Origin of the sequence: Guptibacillus hwajinpoensis (genome assembly GCF_020171785.1) — a bacterium.
Classification (GTDB): Bacteria; Bacillota; Bacilli; order Bacillales; family Guptibacillaceae; genus Guptibacillus; species Guptibacillus sedimenti.
Genome location: NZ_JAIVAE010000015.1, coordinates 34,538 through 51,245 on the forward strand (window position 1 = coordinate 34,538; position 16,708 = coordinate 51,245).

At 38.0% G+C, this 16,708-nt stretch carries 20 protein-coding genes; 16 read left to right on the top strand and 4 right to left on the bottom strand.

The genetic code is table 11. The annotated features are described in order from the left end of the window. Positions 1–29 precede the first annotated feature (29 nt). Entirely contained in the window at positions 30–584 is a 555-nt protein-coding gene (locus tag LCL91_RS19020) for a CBO0543 family protein (RefSeq protein ID WP_224884722.1), read from the bottom strand. A gap of 163 nt (positions 585–747) precedes the next feature. Here LCL91_RS19020 and LCL91_RS19025 point away from each other — a divergent pair, with 163 nt between their 5' ends. After that, the gene (locus LCL91_RS19025; protein ID WP_224884724.1) at positions 748–1,155 is read left to right on the top strand and encodes a VOC family protein; all 408 of its coding nucleotides are present in this window, start codon (positions 748–750) and stop codon (positions 1,153–1,155) included. Between the two features lie 74 nt (positions 1,156–1,229). Here LCL91_RS19025 and LCL91_RS19030 read toward each other — a convergent pair whose 3' ends face one another. Continuing rightward, positions 1,230–1,760 (bottom strand): YceI family protein, encoded by a 531-nt coding sequence (locus tag LCL91_RS19030; protein WP_224884725.1) that lies wholly within the window; start codon positions 1,758–1,760, stop codon positions 1,230–1,232. Positions 1,761–2,005: 245 nt separating this feature from the next. Between LCL91_RS19030 and LCL91_RS19035 the strand changes: the two genes are divergently transcribed. Further along, positions 2,006–2,164 carry a hypothetical protein gene (locus tag LCL91_RS19035; protein WP_224884727.1) on the top strand — a complete coding sequence of 53 codons (159 nt, stop codon included), beginning with the start codon at positions 2,006–2,008 and terminating at the stop codon, positions 2,162–2,164. Here the strand turns inward: LCL91_RS19035 and LCL91_RS19040 are convergent. Then, positions 2,161–5,193, bottom strand: coding sequence for an efflux RND transporter permease subunit (locus tag LCL91_RS19040; RefSeq protein ID WP_224884729.1), 3,033 nt, complete (start codon positions 5,191–5,193; stop codon positions 2,161–2,163). The two genes, LCL91_RS19035 and LCL91_RS19040, sit on opposite strands and share 4 nt — an antisense overlap. A 491-nt stretch (positions 5,194–5,684) precedes the next feature. On the opposite strand from LCL91_RS19040, the gene LCL91_RS19045 reads away from it, so the two are divergent. The 14 genes from LCL91_RS19045 (at position 5,685) to LCL91_RS19110 (ending at position 14,815) form a co-directional block, all read left to right on the top strand. Next, the gene (locus tag LCL91_RS19045; RefSeq protein WP_098442701.1) at positions 5,685–6,338 is read left to right on the top strand and encodes an ABC transporter permease; all 654 of its coding nucleotides are present in this window, start codon (positions 5,685–5,687) and stop codon (positions 6,336–6,338) included. Between the two features lie 16 nt (positions 6,339–6,354). Then, positions 6,355–7,347 (top strand): ABC transporter ATP-binding protein, encoded by a 993-nt coding sequence (locus LCL91_RS19050; protein ID WP_224884731.1) that lies wholly within the window; start codon positions 6,355–6,357, stop codon positions 7,345–7,347. 4 nt (positions 7,348–7,351) lie between these two features. Further along, complete coding sequence (locus LCL91_RS19055; RefSeq protein ID WP_224884734.1) at positions 7,352–8,089, top strand: ABC transporter permease; 738 nt, start codon at positions 7,352–7,354, stop codon at positions 8,087–8,089. A 17-nt stretch (positions 8,090–8,106) separates the two neighbouring features. Then, positions 8,107–9,018, top strand: a complete 912-nt coding sequence (locus tag LCL91_RS19060) for a glycine betaine ABC transporter substrate-binding protein (protein ID WP_224884736.1) — start codon at positions 8,107–8,109, stop codon at positions 9,016–9,018. A gap of 182 nt (positions 9,019–9,200) precedes the next feature. After that, the gene (locus LCL91_RS19065) at positions 9,201–9,527 is read left to right on the top strand and encodes a hypothetical protein (protein ID WP_224884737.1); all 327 of its coding nucleotides are present in this window, start codon (positions 9,201–9,203) and stop codon (positions 9,525–9,527) included. A 114-nt stretch (positions 9,528–9,641) separates the two neighbouring features. Continuing rightward, on the top strand, positions 9,642–9,878 hold the full coding sequence (locus tag LCL91_RS19070; RefSeq protein ID WP_425589700.1) for a hypothetical protein: 237 nt from the start codon (positions 9,642–9,644) through the stop codon (positions 9,876–9,878). Positions 9,879–9,933: 55 nt separating this feature from the next. Beyond that, complete coding sequence (locus tag LCL91_RS19075; RefSeq protein WP_224884739.1) at positions 9,934–10,224, top strand: RNA polymerase alpha subunit C-terminal domain-containing protein; 291 nt, start codon at positions 9,934–9,936, stop codon at positions 10,222–10,224. 282 nt (positions 10,225–10,506) lie between these two features. Next, the gene (locus tag LCL91_RS19080; RefSeq protein ID WP_224884742.1) at positions 10,507–10,860 is read left to right on the top strand and encodes a hypothetical protein; all 354 of its coding nucleotides are present in this window, start codon (positions 10,507–10,509) and stop codon (positions 10,858–10,860) included. 351 nt (positions 10,861–11,211) lie between these two features. Further along, complete coding sequence (locus LCL91_RS22285; protein ID WP_224884744.1) at positions 11,212–11,766, top strand: CPBP family intramembrane glutamic endopeptidase; 555 nt, start codon at positions 11,212–11,214, stop codon at positions 11,764–11,766. Positions 11,767–11,871: 105 nt separating this feature from the next. Then, positions 11,872–12,429, top strand: coding sequence for a YdcF family protein (locus tag LCL91_RS19090; protein ID WP_224884746.1), 558 nt, complete (start codon positions 11,872–11,874; stop codon positions 12,427–12,429). Positions 12,430–13,048: 619 nt separating this feature from the next. Further along, the gene (locus tag LCL91_RS19095) at positions 13,049–13,246 is read left to right on the top strand and encodes a hypothetical protein (RefSeq protein WP_098443863.1); all 198 of its coding nucleotides are present in this window, start codon (positions 13,049–13,051) and stop codon (positions 13,244–13,246) included. Positions 13,247–13,432: 186 nt separating this feature from the next. Continuing rightward, entirely contained in the window at positions 13,433–13,618 is a 186-nt protein-coding gene (locus LCL91_RS19100; protein WP_224884748.1) for a hypothetical protein, read from the top strand. A gap of 412 nt (positions 13,619–14,030) precedes the next feature. Next, positions 14,031–14,201: a hypothetical protein gene (locus LCL91_RS19105; protein WP_224884749.1), complete on the top strand. Its 171-nt coding sequence runs from the start codon at positions 14,031–14,033 to the stop codon at positions 14,199–14,201. A gap of 149 nt (positions 14,202–14,350) precedes the next feature. Continuing rightward, a complete protein-coding gene (locus LCL91_RS19110) occupies positions 14,351–14,815 on the top strand; it encodes a hypothetical protein (RefSeq protein WP_224884750.1) in 465 nt (154 codons plus the stop codon). An 852-nt stretch (positions 14,816–15,667) separates the two neighbouring features. Here the strand turns inward: LCL91_RS19110 and LCL91_RS19115 are convergent. Then, positions 15,668–16,576 (bottom strand): hypothetical protein, encoded by a 909-nt coding sequence (locus LCL91_RS19115; RefSeq protein ID WP_224884752.1) that lies wholly within the window; start codon positions 16,574–16,576, stop codon positions 15,668–15,670. Positions 16,577–16,708 lie beyond the last annotated feature (132 nt).

The window sequence follows — 16,708 nt, forward strand, 5'->3', positions numbered from 1 at the left end:
GACTCACTTTTGTCTTTTACTAGAGCTGATTATACCCTTTCCGACATCTTAATAAAAAGATTGGTGATTAGTTTGGCGGCATAAACGACAAATAAGTAGGCCGCTAAAAGGACGAACCAATTTGTATACAGTTCAAAAAGGTGTAGTCCAATTAAAAGCGGTTTAAAGATAAATGTGAACGCAATGGCAGAAAGCGTACCATACAGCCAGTAGTTTTTCTCCTTATTTAAGCACCATTGGTAAAGCAAAATAAAATAAACGGGTATGAATGAAGCATCGATGCTAACGCTTGAAGGGAGTTGTGGGATTGCGATATAAGGATAATCCCACCAGGACTTTCTAACCCCTAGTGAGTCAAGATAGGCAGCGATGACGTGAATCGAAAAGCCAAAAAACCCAAGAAGGAAGATGTTTTTACGATCGATGAAGAAATACAATACAATGAGAGGGACGAGTAGCATTGCAAGTATGGTCCAGAATTGCCACGTCGTATAATTGGAGAACTGATGCCAGTAATCGATAGAAGCCGCTTCAAGTTGTTTTTTTAATGAAAGTATATGATCAAATTGTTGTTGGCGATCCATGTAAATACCTCCTTTAATGGGTAGTATTCATCGATTATTGAAACGCTATTACAATTCGGGATAACTTTTGACAAGTTAAGTGAAAGATCTCTTACTAAAAGGAAAGTTGACCATAAGTGACGAATTCAATAAGCGACTTTACTATCCTAAATGAGGTGATGAGTTGGCTCGAACGGCAAAGCAAGTGTTTGTTAACTTACCAGTGAAGAACTTGGATAAGTCGATTCATTTTTTCACAGAGCTAGGTTTTGAATTTAATCCACAATTTACAGATAAGAATGCCACATGTATGGTGATCAATGAAAATACATTCGTGATGCTGCTCGTTGAAGAGTTCTTTCAAACATTCACTCAGAAGGAGCTAGTAAACGCGAGGTCATCAACGGAAGTGATCATGGCGATATCAGCTGAAAGCAATGATGAGGTTGATGAGATTGTGAAGCGAGCGCTAGCAGCCGGGGGAAGTCCTTCAAATGAAACCATTGATCATGGTTTCATGTATGCATGGAGCTTCCAGGATCTAGATGGTCACCTGTGGGAAGTGATGCATATGCAAGGTTCAGTAGAGTAGGATAGAACAGATTAAACAAAAAAAGGCCCCATCCTACTAACAAAGTAGATGGGGCCATTTATACGATTATACGATTAGTCTGCTACAACAAACTCAAAGTTTCCTTCAAATTTAACATCTTTTCCTAGCAAGAAACCGCCAGTCTCAATAGCTGCATTATACGTCATGCCGTATGCTTCACGGTTAATTTTCCCTGAAACGTCAAAACCAGCGACAGTGCTACCATCAAGTGGGCTTTTCGATGTTCCATTATATTCAACTGTAAACGTTTCTTCTTTTGTCACGCCTTTAATGGTAAAGTTCCCAGTTACATCATATTCTTCATCAGATTTCTTTTTGATCGACTTGCTTTCGAATACCATATTTGGGTATTGATCAGCTTCAAAGAAATCACCAGAGCGAAGGTGCCCGTCGCGGTCTTCGTTACCTGTATCGATTGACTTTACAGAGATGGTTACTTTAATGTTTGCGGCTGTAAGGTCATTAAGATCGCCATTGAAATTAACGTCAAAGTCAGTGAATTCCCCTTTTGCTTTCGAAACCATCATATGTTTGATTTGGAAATCTAAGCTACTGTGAACCTTATCTAATGTTAATGTTTTCATGAAAAATTCCTCCTCAAGGATTGGTGCTTTTTAGTATGAATTAAAGATATCTTATTTTTATCTCGAAGTCAAGATAATTTATTTCGAGATATTGAGTTCTTTTTTTCTAACAAGAATAATGAGTTGAAAACATCATGCGAAAGACGTGTTTTCGTGTAAATGGGTGGAAATGAGGGTGATCGCGTTTACGAAAATAAAAGTCGTGTCATGAGGGGGGAGTAGAAGGGAAGAAAGAAGCTAGTTATATGAAAAAATGGATAGTACTTGGAAGTGTCATGTTTGTGCTTGCAGCTTGTGGTGGAGGAAATGAAAAAGGAACGATGGAAAATGAACCTGAGATAACAGGGGAGAAGCAACGTGTAAAAAGGCAAACGGCTTTTAAAAAACCGTTTGCCATTTCTTAGTTTGCGACACTTTGTTCAGTCACGACTTCCTGTTTGCGCTCTCTTTTTGCTTTTCGGAAATAAAGCAGTTCATAAAAAACAGGGACGATGACGAGTGTTAGAACCGTAGCGCCAGAAAGACCGCCGATGACGACAACGGCAAGTGACTTTGATACGAGACTGCCATCTTCTGCATGACCGAATAGGAGTGGAAGCATGGCACAAATGGTGGCGATCGCTGTCATGATAACCGGTCGGAGGCGCGTACTGCAGGCCTCCATTATCGCATCGCGAATGATCATCGTTTCTTCGTTTTGTTTCACGCGATCGATTAATACAATCGCATTTGTAACCACGATGCCAATGAGCATCAACGCCCCGATCAGTGCGGTCGCATCAGCTGGCACACCTGAAATCAGTAGACCAAGAACGGCGCCAATGGATGCTAGCGGGAGCGTCATTAGAATCGCAAGTGGCGCGCGCAGAGTTTTAAAGGTTAGCACCATAATGAGATACACGATAAGAATGGACGCGAGCATGGTCATGCCAAGATCTTTAAAATCATCTGCCTGTTGCTGCGAGGCGCCTCCAGTAGCAAGTGTAACGCCATTCGGTAAATCAAGTCCATTTACATTTTGATCGATATTTTGCGCAATAACTGAAAGCTCCTCTGGCGTCACTTCGGCTGTAATCCTTGCAAACAAATCACCGTCTTTATGAAGCACCGTGCTCGGTTTCTCTTCTGTGGTGATGGATGCAACTTGAGACAATGGCACAACGCCGTTTGCCGTGGCAAGTGTTAAATCGTTTAACTCAGAAAGTGAATCTGTTTTGATTCCAGCATTTAAAAACACTGGAGTTTGTTGCTCGTTCAGATCGATTGCACCAATTGGCTGTGGATTCAGCAAGCTTCGAATCTGCATGGCCGTTTGCTCGGCATTGGCTTTTTCTGTATTGACTTTAACTGTATACACGGGCGACGTTTTATCCTGATTGCTTGAGACTTTTTGTACTCCATTGACTTCTTTCATTTCATTCATGATCTGATCAGAAGCAGTTAGAATATCGGTTGTATTGTTTCCGATTACATCGTATGTGATAGAAGAATTCGAGGAGCCACCAAACATTGAAGACGGGCTCGCTTCAATCGTCACGTTCTTTTCATTCTTTTTCGCTTCGTTCACCTGGTCAATGAATTTCTCTGCGTCAGCGTCTTCTTTCATAATAAAGAGATAATTCACTGTATCAGGATCGCTTACTTGACCATACTGAGCATCTTCCTCGCTCGATCCATATTGGGTAACCATATGCTCATAGCCATCGAAGTCGGCTAATATCTGTTCAAAATCGACCATCCGTTCTTGCTTTGTTTCTTCAGGTGTTGCGCTTGGGAATTCCATACTGACGGATACCATTGAAGCATCGTTTGCACCGGTTGCTGCTTTTGGCATCGTCATGTAAAGTGCGATCGAACCACCAAATACAAGGATCGCTAATAAGATCGGAACGAATTTATGATTAAGTGACCAACGCAATACTTTTAAATAGCGATCCGGCGTTTTATGTGCTGGTAAAGTGGTGTTCTTTAGCATCGCTCGACTTAGAAGTGGAACGACGGTAAGCGCAACAATAAGGGAAGCGAGTAGAGAATAAGTGACGGTTAAGCCAAAAGGTAAAAGGAAAGCTCTAAGGGAACCATTCACTAGCCCCATTGGCAAGAAAACGGCAACCGTAATGAGCGTTGAAGACGTAATCGCTCTCGATACTTCCTTTGTGGCATCAAGCACCATTGCTTTCGATAGCTTCTCATTTTGACTTCGCCTGAAGATATTCTCAACGACAACAATACTGTCATCAACAAGGCGTCCGACGGCAACAGCAACCCCACCAAGCGTAAGAATATTCAATGTTACGCCAGAAAGCCAGAGAAGAAGGAGCGTAATGGCGAGTGAAAGTGGAATGGAAAGCGCCGTAATGAGCGTCGGTTTAAATTTCCTCAGAAATAATAAAATCACAAATGTGGCAAATAAAGCACCAAGTCCAACTTCACGAGCCATGCTCGTTACCGAATTTTTTACCATGTCACCAGTTGTAAAGAGCGTAGTCGCTTCTACACCTGGGTAGTCTTTGTTAATTTTTTTTACGGCTTGTTCGACTTCATTTCCAGCCGTTACAGCACTCGCGTCGCTTTCTTTAAAAAGCACAACTGCAACAGCTTCTTTCCCGTCAACACGCGCAATCATCTCTTCTGATTTTACTTGATCAACCGATGCGATCTCTTTCAGAGAAACAGAAGGCGCATCCGGAATTTGAAGCGGGATCGGTAAATTTTCCAGCGCCTCAATCGACGTCAGATTATCGGTAACGTTAATCGTGCTTTTTTGTCCATCTATTGTACTGTTTCCAGCAGTGGCTGATACGTTTTGGCCTTGTAGAACGCCCATAACTGCATTCACTGGTAGTTGTAACTCTTTCAACTTTTCCTGATCTAAATTGATTTGAATGCGAGATCCGCTTTCACCGACGATGCTTGCAGCGGACAAGCTTTCTTCATTTTCAAAGAGCGGTTTAAACTCATCGTTCACTTTTTCGATGTTCGTCTTCGTTAATCCATCGTCAAACGTAAGCGACACTTGACCAACAGGGATCATCGTAGTATTGAGCTGCGACACCTGTGGTTTGCCGATGCCTTCAGGTAACGAGAGTATGCTAATGGCATCTTGCACATTGTTCTTCGCTTCTTTCATATTTGTTTTGGAGTCAAAGTTGATCACAATTTGTGAAAAGCCTTCGCCAGTTGTTGAAAGGATGGAAGTTTTCCCATTAATCGACGCAACCGCCTGTTCGACGGGCTCTGTGACTGATGTCGTCATCGACCCTGCATCATAACCCTGACCTAGTGTCACGACTGTTACTTGTGGATTATCCGCTTCAGGTAAAAATTCCATTGGCAAAAGAAAATAGCTAACCGTCCCGACTAATAACGTGATGATAACAAACAATGTCATCGCTGCTTTGTTTCGAAAAGCCCAATTCGTTAATGATGGCATACAGTTTCCCCCGGTTTCCTTAAAATAGTAAGTACGATATAAAACCCCGTCCTCGTTCTTTTATAATTTACTGCAATTACGAGTGAGTGACAGCGGTCCCCGGTCCAAACTTTTACTAGGTCTCTAGACGTAGAATGCGGAGTCCGTACTACAAAGGTCATTGTACGCCTGAGATCATGGACATATGCTAGTTGCGGGAACGACTTTTGCCGGTTTGGCCAATAAAAGTGAAATTCGGACAATAAAATCTCAGTTTGGCCAATAACCTGCGCTTCCGGTTAATTTCTTAATGGGATGTAAGGTCTTCTCACACAGAAAATTGGTAATTTGCAGAAAAAAGAGATTAGTACTTTAGCATTAGGGTATTAACATATTGTCCTTGTCTGTAGAGGAGTTGAAAAAGGATGAACTCACTGTCTTCCAACTATGAATTGGTAGGAAACTCTAATTCGAGAGGTTGATAGGAAATAAAAGTAAAGGAGGCTATCGTATTGGACAAATGGATGAAATTTCTCGAGGTGAATGCTCCTCGTATACTTGATTTAGCGATTGAGCATACGATTTTAGTAGGCTTAGCCATTCTTGTAGCGCTGATCATTGGCGTTCCGCTTGGCATCTACTTAACGACCAATGACTATCTTGCTGAAACCGTTCTTCAGATTGCTTCTGTCATGTTAACGATTCCAAGTATTGCCCTATTCGGGGTAATGATCCCAGTCTTTTCAATTGTAAATCAGGGTATTGGATTTGTCCCTGCTTTCGTAGCGCTGGTGTTATACTCGCAGCTCCCGATTATTCGAAATACATATACGGCAATTCGAAACGTTAATCCGGAAATGAGAGATGCTGCAAAGGGGTTAGGGATGAAGACGAGTCAGCGTCTTTTGCGGGTGGAGATTCCAAACGCTTTTCCCATTATTATGGCAGGTATTCGTACGGCCGTTGTCCTTAATATTGGGATCGGTGTCATCGCAGCCTATATTGGTGCGGGCGGCTTAGGCGTCCTGATTACACAAGGCATATCACGTGGCGATAATTACTTAATCATCAGCGGTTCAATTGCTGTCGCTATTCTAGCAATGATTGCAGATGGGATTTTGCTATTTATTCAAAAACGCTATACACCAAAAAGTATTGCGAACTAAGGAGTGAGGAGAAGGAATGATTACATTTGATAAAACCACGAAGACGTATGAAGGTGGTGTCACTGCCGTAGATGGAGTGGACTTTACCGTTGAAAAAGGTAACATTGTCGTGCTACTCGGCCCATCAGGGTGTGGGAAAACAACGCTGCTTCGTATGGTGAACCGTCTGGAAACGATTTCAGATGGAAAAATCACGATTGATGGGGAAGATTCAATGTCATTAGACCAAATTGCTTTAAGGCGGAAAATTGGTTATGTCATTCAAAGCAATGGTCTTTTTCCGAATATGACGATTGAAGAGAACGTGATGATTGTCCCGGATCTACTAGGTTGGAAGAAGAAAGAGAAGCGAGAGCGATTTAACAAACTCATGGAAATGATTGGGTTGAGTGGAGAGAAGTTTGGCAAGCGGTATCCGCATGAACTTTCAGGAGGACAACAGCAGCGTATTGGTGTCATTCGTGCATTAGCGGCAGATCCGCCGGTTATGTTGATGGATGAACCTTTTGGAGCTCTTGATCCGATCATCCGTGAAAAGATTCAAGATGAGTTTCTTCAGATTCAACGCGAAGTCAAGAAAACGATTCTTTTTGTTAGTCATGACATCGATGAAGCAATTAAAATGGCAGATAAAATCGTTCTTTTACGTGGTGGAGAAGTAATGCAATACGATACCCCTTCTGAGATGCTTGTTCGTCCTAAAAATGAATTCGTTCGTGAATTTTTTGGGAAGGACCGGGCCATTAAGAGCTTAAGTCTACATACGATTAATGATCTTCAAGAGGTCATTGGACTTGCAAATATGGATGAAACGATTTCCGATACGATTACAATTAACGTGAATCATGATTTGCGTAATACGTTATCGATGCTTTTGAATCAAGAAGCTGATCAGGTAATTGTGATCGATGATGAAGGAAATAAGCTTGGTGCGATTACAATTGATATTGTTCAAAAGTACCTTCACTTTGAAATTAAGGCAAAGCCTACCCTGGTGCAGAAGGGGTGATGAGATGAATAAGAAAAAAGTTATGAGCCGTGTGGTGAGCTTTCTCGTCTATGGCATTGTCGCTGTGTTCTTCATTTGGGCAATCAGCAACAGCTATTTTAACTATATTTTTAGTCAATCAAGTACATTTCTTTATTTATTGAAACAGCACATGCAGTTGGTGCTTGTTTCTTCACTCTTAGCTGTTGGTGTCGCATTGCCAGTTGGGATTCTGGTTACGCGTAGAAGTTTTCGCCGTGCAGAGTGGATCGTCTCGAATACGGTGAATCTTGGACAAACCATCCCAAGTCTTGCTGTTCTGGCTTTGATGATTAGTATTCTAGGTATAGGGTTTAAAACGGCCGTATTCGCCCTGTTTATTTACTCGCTCCTGCCAATGTATCGCAATACAGTGGCAGGGATTGATTCGATTGATGAGAATTTGATCGATGCAGCGAGAGGGATGGGGATGAAGCCGATTCAAATTCTATTTCGCATCGAGTTACCAAATGCGTCTTACTCCATTCTTGCGGGAATTCGTACAGCTGTCGTATTAAATATCGGTACAGCAGCACTCGCCTATGTTGTTGGCGGAGGCGGACTTGGCGTATGGATTTTCACAGGCATTCAGTTATTTGATAATGGCTATTTAATTTCAGGCGCTATTCCAGTCACATTGTTAGCGATTTTTGTAGATTATTTGCTTCGGTTGCTTGAGCGTAAAATCGTACCAAAAGGCTCAAAGCCGCCACAAGAAACGTAAAGGTGGGAGGTGTTTGCATGAAAAGAAAGCTATCTCGTATCATCGGAATTGTGCTGGTTCTATCGATGCTCGCTTCGTGTTCAAGTGTAGGGATTGGAGGTAAGCAGATATCCGTTGGAGGGAAGAACTTTACGGAACAATACTTGCTTTCAGAAATGACGGCTTTCCTTCTAAAAGAAGAAGGCTTTGATGTAAAGCAGATGAATAACCTTGGAAGTACCGTCGTGCGGAAAGCGCTGGAAAACAGCCAGGTTGATATGATGTGGGAATATACGGGCACAGCCCTGATTACATATATGGGCGAAGAGCCTATCGCAGATCCTAAGAAAGCATTTGAAAAGGTAAAAGCATTGGATGCTGAGAACAATGACATCCACTGGATGAACATGTCGAATGTGAACAACACCTATGCGCTTGCAATGAGAGAAGAGCAGGCGGATGAATTAGGCATTGAATCTATTAGTGATCTAGCAGCTTATGTAAATGAAAATCCAGGCGAACTTACGATGGCCTCAGACGCTGAATTTGCGAACCGACCTGACGGGTTGCCTGGAGTCGAGGAAACCTACGGATTTGAATTCGATTCAAGCCAAATCAAGCTGATGGATCTTGGGTTAACGCAGCGGTCATTAGATAACGAACAAGTCGATGTCTCAGTTGCGTTTGAAACAGATGCAACGATCGTCGAGTATGATCTTGTTACGTTGAAGGATGATCAATCCTTCTTCCCGCCATACAGAGCGGCGGTTAGCATCAACGAGGACGTATTCGAAAAGTATCCGGAAGTAGAAGAAATCACCGCGCGTTTAGGTGATAAACTTAACAGCGATATTATGCGTGAACTGAATTATAAAGTCGATATTGAAGGGAACAGTGTTTCTGTTGTGGCGCATGATTGGCTTGTGGAGAATGGATTGTTGGAAGAATAAATTTCATTTTGAAATGTCCTGCGAATTGGTGCAGGGCATTTTTTGTATGAAGATTTATAATAGTGTTTTTCTATTTTTAATGAAATTGAATTTACTTTTTATGGTATTGTGGGAGGGAGAGCTTCTTCCATAATCGGGCAGGATTGTTGAACAGTAAGCAATGAACATTAGGGGGGTAAAAAATGGATTGGGACACATTGCCTAATTGGTTTTGGGTAATATATTACTTGTTTTTATTAACAACATTAGGAACAACTATATACAGCGTTGTGAAAAGGAAAATGAAAGGTTTGTCAATTGTAGCTATTCTGTTCACTGTGACAGTTCCAATAATTGTCCTCATAAATAGTATTGGTAGAGCAGAAGAAATGAATGAGTTTGAACATTTAGTTAGTCAATTACAACAAGGTGCTTTATGGTCATATTTCACAAGTATAGGTTATTTGTTTCTGTTAGTATGGTGGGTTTTGTTCCTATTCAAAAGCAGAGCAAACTACACGTCTTATTAAATTAACTCGGAGCTATTCAAAAGTAAGCGTTACCTATTTTTTATTCAATACCGAAACTTTATTACAGATTTATCGTAATAACAGTAAACTAAGCTTTTATGGGGAGTGAAAGAGATGTTTGGAAATACACCAAAATGTTCAAATTGCGGGGGAGAAATAAAAGGAAATGATGTTGTTTACATAAAGATGCGATATCCTGAGAGAAAAGGTATGACAGAGATAAAAGCATACTTGAATAATGAAGTAAAGTCATTTGCGAGGAATGTTTTAACCAAAAGTAATCCATTGATGTTATTCAATATAATCGGAGCTTTCCTTCATGAAAAGAAGTTCACTGCTTATTTTGGATAAAGATAAAAGTTATTTATTAAGTAATCCAATTTTTATTAAATAAGGAGATGTTTACATGACTCCAAATGAAAATATTAGGATATGCGACAAAGGGCACAAATATGATAAAAGTAGCGATTGCCCGACTTGTCCAATCTGTGAAAACGCACGAAAACCTGAAAGTGGATTCCTCTCATTACTTTCAGCACCAGCCAGAAGGGCCTTGGAAAACAATGGTATAACTTCTTTAAAGATTTTATCAACATACAGTGAAAAAGAGGTTTTGAAACTTCATGGCATGGGGCCAGCGTCATTACCAAAACTCAAATCAGCTTTGAAAGAGAAGGGATTATCTTTTAAGAAATAAATTCCTTTATTCTGTATCTAGGTGTCCTTTGTAATTATTTATATTATCTTGAAATCAAGTCTTAAACAATCTCGGAGCTTATCTGTAATAGGATAGGCTCCTTTAAATATGGAATAAAAGATTGAGTTATGTAGGTGGGTTTGAAATAATTGGTATTAGTGGTGTGCGCAGCATTGGTGAAGACTTTAATTTAGAGATATTTTAGTGAATTTGGTGGGTTAATATGAAGAACGAAAACTCAAATAAGGTTCCAAAGATATTAATATTGGAAAGAGAGGCGCTATGAAATATTTAAAATGGATTCTTTTAATAATGGCTGCATCAGCTACAGAAATGGCTATCTGGATGAATGCAGAATGGCTACGTGCAGAAATGATTTCTTTAAACTATTACTTTTTGGGTTCTTTGGTAATTATATTAATGATTTTTGCATTAAGTGATTCCCCTTCAAGAAAACAATACAAATTAATCTTGGGATTAACTATCACCGCTTTTGCTATTCTAACTACAGGGGCACTGAAAAACTTTGATTTCCTCCGTGAAAAAAATGCATTACTGTCTATGTTGGTAAATTTGGTCGCTTACCTCATATTCGCATTTTTTATAATAGTGAGAATGAAGAAAAAAACTAACTAATTTTAAAAATGGTCTACTTTGTTTTATAAAATTTCTCTTTATATATTGAACAGTCGTTAACATATCAGAAAAAATTATTAGGGGGAATTAAATTGCCTGTAGAAATTATGAAAACCGAAAAAACAGTACTTAACACCCGAACAAGTTAGAACGAAGGTTGTAGAAGATTATTCTTATAGCTATCAAGGTATTGCTCTCTCAATGGCAAGTGTTACCATCGGTGCATTAACGTCAGTGGCTGGAAAATGACGATATTCCATTATCTCGGAGCAAATACAGAATAATAAAAGGATCGCTGCTTTTTTTGAATGCAGTAATCCTGTTATAAATAAAAGACAATAAGGAGGCAGCGTGCAAACACCAACTTTTTCATTATACTGGGCACTTATTATTTATGGTGCTCTTTTAGGTTTAATCTATGTTTTCCCAAAGACAAGGCAGCTTTATAAGAAAGCATTTGATTTTAGTGTTCTGAAGAAATTTCCAACGTACCTTCTGATTTTAACAGCATTTCTGACCATATTTTTTGCAAACCTAGTAATCTTCAAGCGTCATTTATCATCAACCTTCAATTTACTTACTAGTAATTATTCACAAACACTTTTTTTAGATACCTTCGAACTAATATCACTTCTTGTTGGTAAGCTTATAATAGCTCCAGTGTTTGAAGAGTTGATGTTCAGAGTACCATTATCTATTTGGATGAATAGACGTTTCTATTTCATCTTGGCACTATTGGGTTCCTCTATAATATTCGGAATGATGCATTCAGAGTATCCGTTATTCGGGGTCATATTAGGAATCGTTTTTGGGAGTGTTTATGGATTAACTAAGTCTATTGTTCCTGGTATACTCGTTCACTTTCTATGGAACTTATTTTCACTCTACTATTTTAATTACATATAGTAGGCAATATAGGAATCAACATTTTAGATGTTCAATTAAATCGGAGCCATTGTTGAATAGGATTATTCTCCCCACATAAGTTTAATTACGAAAGGGTTTATAAAAATGTTTAATCCATATGATTGTATCACTGACTTTATTTTCGTTGAAACTGAAGTATCTGCAGCTGACGTCATATTAGTACCCGGTGCTAATCATCCACAGCTAATGGAAAAGGCTTCATGGCTATATAAAAATGGAATGGCTCCATACATTCTTCCGTCAGGCGGGTACAAACCCCACGTAGGTACATCTGAGTGGGAATATCTAAGAAAGGTTGGTATTACAAACGGGGTGCCTGACGAAGTTATCCTTAAAGAAGACGAAGCTCAGCATACTTTAGAAAATGCCCGTTTTTCTTTAGAAGTATTACAGGGTAAAGGTATTAAATATGAAAAAGTTATCATTGTCTGTAAAGCAGGACATTCTCGAAGAGCATTGCTATGTTATCAGGATGCATTTCCAAAGAACACTAGTTTTATGGTTTCTCCAGTAGAAGATCGATTCGGAATTACTAAAGAGAATTGGTTTACTACGGAAGTTGGTATAAGCAGGATTATGACTGAGGTAGAGAAGATTGGTAAATACTTTGGAGATTTTATTCCGAAATGGGTGGGGCGATAAAATCTTGATACTGAGTCTTCAAAAACTCGGAGCTTATCTGTAATAAGATAGGCTCCTTATTTTATTTGGTTGTGTAAATGAAGTTGTTTTGAAATAATTGTTAGGGAGCAAATTTTGTAACCTTTTTTTCGTTATATGGAGGGATGGATTTTGGAAAAAACGTTGGTTAAAACTGGTTTATATTCATTGGTTATTTCCTTTTTAATTTTATTTGCAGGGGTAAGTAGAGTGAAGTCTACAACAGATGTAAAAGGAATGACTTCAGTTGTAGAAATTACATATCCGGATTTCTTTTTTATGATTTCTCGATATTCTATTATCATTTCATTCATCACAGTTATTTGTATATTTGCCATAATACAGTATAAGAAAAACAAACGAATAAAATCATCTTAAAAGTTGGAGGTTTGCTTAAGAAAATAATTGTTGTTAAAACGATTAGGTACAGTTGAAATTTAAAAGTGATCTTCCAGTATCTCGGAGCTTATCTGTAATAAGATAGGCTCTTTTTAGTGAAAAAGATGGATTTATTAGCTCTGATTTGAAATAATTGGTATTAAGCATTTTGATTAAAATTAGATGCTAATCGAACTACTTTATGCTCTAGGAGGATTATTATTTGAATACCAAAAAACTTGATTTGATCATCTTATTAACCCTGACAGTTGCAGTTCCGGTTTGTACAATTCTACCGTACCTTGGAATAGTTCCGGACCTTTTACTATTCATCATCTTGCCAGTAGGAATTATCTTTTGCCTCATAGGGGTAATGGCTTCAGTTCTAAGGATACAAACCAGTGGTTGGAAACAATCATAACAAATATTAATGTTCCATAATCTCGGAGCTTATCTGTAATAAGATAGGATCTTTTTTCTGAAAGGCTTGCAACAAGATAATGAAATGATATGGATTACATAAAAGGTTGTCGATGATTTTTTAAAAAGTATACTTAATCTATTTTATGATAATATAGAAAAAAGGGAAATTATGGAGGTGGAGAAGTTGAAGTGGGTACTTGGCATCGGGTTAGGTGTTGTTACAATTATTTGGTTAGCCATGGAAATAGCTACCGTGGATGATAAAGGCAAAGGCTTTGGGTCTTATTTTAAAGCATTTAAAAAGAGTTTAATTGGCGTTATTTCCTTATTCATCGTAGCAGGAATTATCTATTACGGATTGATTTACTAGATTTTCTAGGTAAGTAAAATATAAAAATTGGAGTAAGTAATAAGCTTTCTATGTAGGTTAAAAGACAATAAGGAGGAACCGTGCAAACACCTACTTTTTCATTATTCTGGGCACTTATTATTTATGGTGCTCTTTTAAGTTTAATCTATATTTTCCTATTGGTATCTAACATTTGTTTATAAAATGGATATTAAACAATCTCGGAGCTTATCTGTAATAGGATAAGCTTCTTTTTTGAAGACTCTTTTCGAAAAGATTGTTGATTTTAACTATAACAATGAATAATTTACTTTTAATGGTATTATTTAAAGAGAGGCTTATTCAACTAACGCGACAGTTTGAGATACTTTGAAAAACAAAATTGGAATAGACTTTAACTTCTAACAAAAGTGTTTTGAAGGGAGAAGAAAAAATGAAAAAGGTAAAAAATTTCTTTATTGCTGGCTTACTCTTATTTTTGTTAGGAATATATTTATCTACTTTTTCATTAACCCATTGGGTAATAATTGGTACATTACTTGCAATAATTGGTGGATTTCTAATGGGTGGAAGTACATATTTTTTACCTAAATCTAAGAAGTAAACATCCTTAAATGTACCTATTCTTCAAGTTAAGGTTGTCTTTTCTCATACCATTGATCCCATTGTTCCGTTAAATCGGAGCAATAGTTTAAAAGAGTGTTTGCTTTATGCTCCAGGGTTGCAGTTATTTGAACATTAAAGAGAAAGGAATTGATAGTGATTCGTTCAATATTTTCTATAGTAAGTTTATGCTGTATCTTTTTGTTGACCGCCTGTATAGGGGAGGATTACGATTTCACTCCTCCAACAATGACAGTTTGGTACCATCATCTAAACGACTATGATTCATATGAGCTTAAAGAGGCTTCCGTGAATTGGGAGGGTCCTAATGAGGAATACAAAAAGACTGTTGTTGATTTTCAATCATTAGGAATCGAACAGAATCAAATTAAGGTCAATGCTGGTTCAGAGGGAAACCTAGAATTAGAACATTCTGATTTTCAATTAGAAGAGTTTCAAGTATCTCTGTGGCAAAACAATGAAGAGATTGAATTGCCTGTAAATAAATCTAGTGGTTTTCAATTTCCCGATTCAAAAGGTAATTATATCTTAGAAGTGAATCTGTCTTCTGATATGGGAGATGTTCAATATGTGGGTAACATCGATCTAAATTAACACTAATTTAGGGTGAATTCTAGAATTTATCCAGATCCCAAGTCTTCTGGTTTATCGGAGCTTATCTGTAATAAGGTAAGTTCCTATTTTAATGATGTAAGGATTGAATTACACATGATAATTTGAAATTATTGGTATTAAATACAGGCTAATTTATTTGAGCAGAGATTAAGGAGGTAATATATGAGTCTGAAAATAAAGGTTTTCTTTCTGATTCTTTTACCACTTTTATTAATAACATTGAGTATTTTGAAGTTTTCAGGAAACCTGAACTCAATAACAGGGTTAATAGTAGTCCTACTATGCGCTCTATGCGGGTTAGCGGTTAATAGATCTATTAAAAAAAATAAAAACAATAATTAAACTCAAATTGTAGTTTTCTTTCTTCCATAATCTCGGAGCTTATCTTTAATAAGATAGGCTCCTTATTGTGAAATGAAAGATGGAATTATTAGATGAATTTTGAAATAATTGGTATTGACGAGTAGAACAGGATTTTAAAGAGGGTAGTATCTGTTCAAACAACAATTGGGAAATCTACTAGAGGTGATATTTATGATTGGTATATTAGAGCTTATATTTCAAGTATCAGGAGTTGTGTTGCTCATATGTGCAATTTATTATTATTTTCATTTTAAGAAAATCAAACGGAAAAGGAAACTGAGTCTAGTTGAGTTAACAGTTTACGCTGTAACTCAAATTGCATTTCTTCTTTTAGGAAGCAGCTTTTTACTACTTCTATTGGATAAAAATTATTAAACAATCTCGGAGCGATTATTAAATTAATAAGTGAACCTTTCAACAAAGGTTCCTTTTTTATTTAATAACCACCAAGTAACTTTTAGCCTCATGTTACTGACCTATTAACGGAAACGTTCTGCTTTCTTTCAACGTATCATTCATGATTTCAACTTCCCAAGCATGAAAGTCAAGTGCCGCCAATTGAATTGCGTTCTCAAAAACAACGCGATCTGCTTCTGTTACTATTTCTTCATCCATTTTGTATTGCACCGTAGCAACACTATTTTTAATGGATGAATCAAGAATTTCTATCCCTTCAACAATGGCTGACGAATAAAACGCATCAGCATAATCTATTGAACTCATTGCTTCTATTGTCTCTGGGAAAGAGAGTAGCTCATCGTTTTCATTTACTACTTGCTCCTCTAACTCGCCACCAGGCAGATAGAAGGTTTTCCCTAATTCTTCGTCATAAATCGTATAGTAGCCGCGTGTTAAACCTCTTTCTTCTTTAACAGCCACAGATTCATCGACTGATCTTTCAGCCAATATTATACCCTTTTCACCATTAGGATTTAAAAATGTAATTTCTTTCACTCCATACAGATCACTGATCCCAAATAACGCCTCGAAGAATAAATTGCTTTGCGCAGAGGTTGCTGCTAAAGCATTTCCATCTTTATTGAAGTGGATTAGTAAATTGGGCCATTCAAGTGATAGATCAGCATATGAATTTAGTATATCCTGCTCAGACGGATCATTACTGAATAGTGACGTTTCTAAGCGTTTTTCAGGTGAAAGTGCTTGCTCTTCTTCCTCATCACGCTGTATCGTGTATGCCGTGTAAAAATTATTTTCATAATCGAATAAGTGAGTATTAATAAAATAATTAGGATTTTTTTGCTCCCCGCCATAAACGTCTGTTTTGTTCTCATCAGCATTAAACGTTTCGGCTTTATCTGAAGGTTCCATGTTAGCGCCGTTGTCTTCTGCACTACCATCGTTTTCTACCGATTCCATCCTTTCATTTTCACTAGACTCAGAAGTCTGCGAATTTACCTTATCCTCTGAGCTTTGACATCCAGCAATTAAAAGAGCAATTAGTAACACCCCTGCTAGTTTCGTCTTTTTTCCATTTTTTTACGCCTCCTT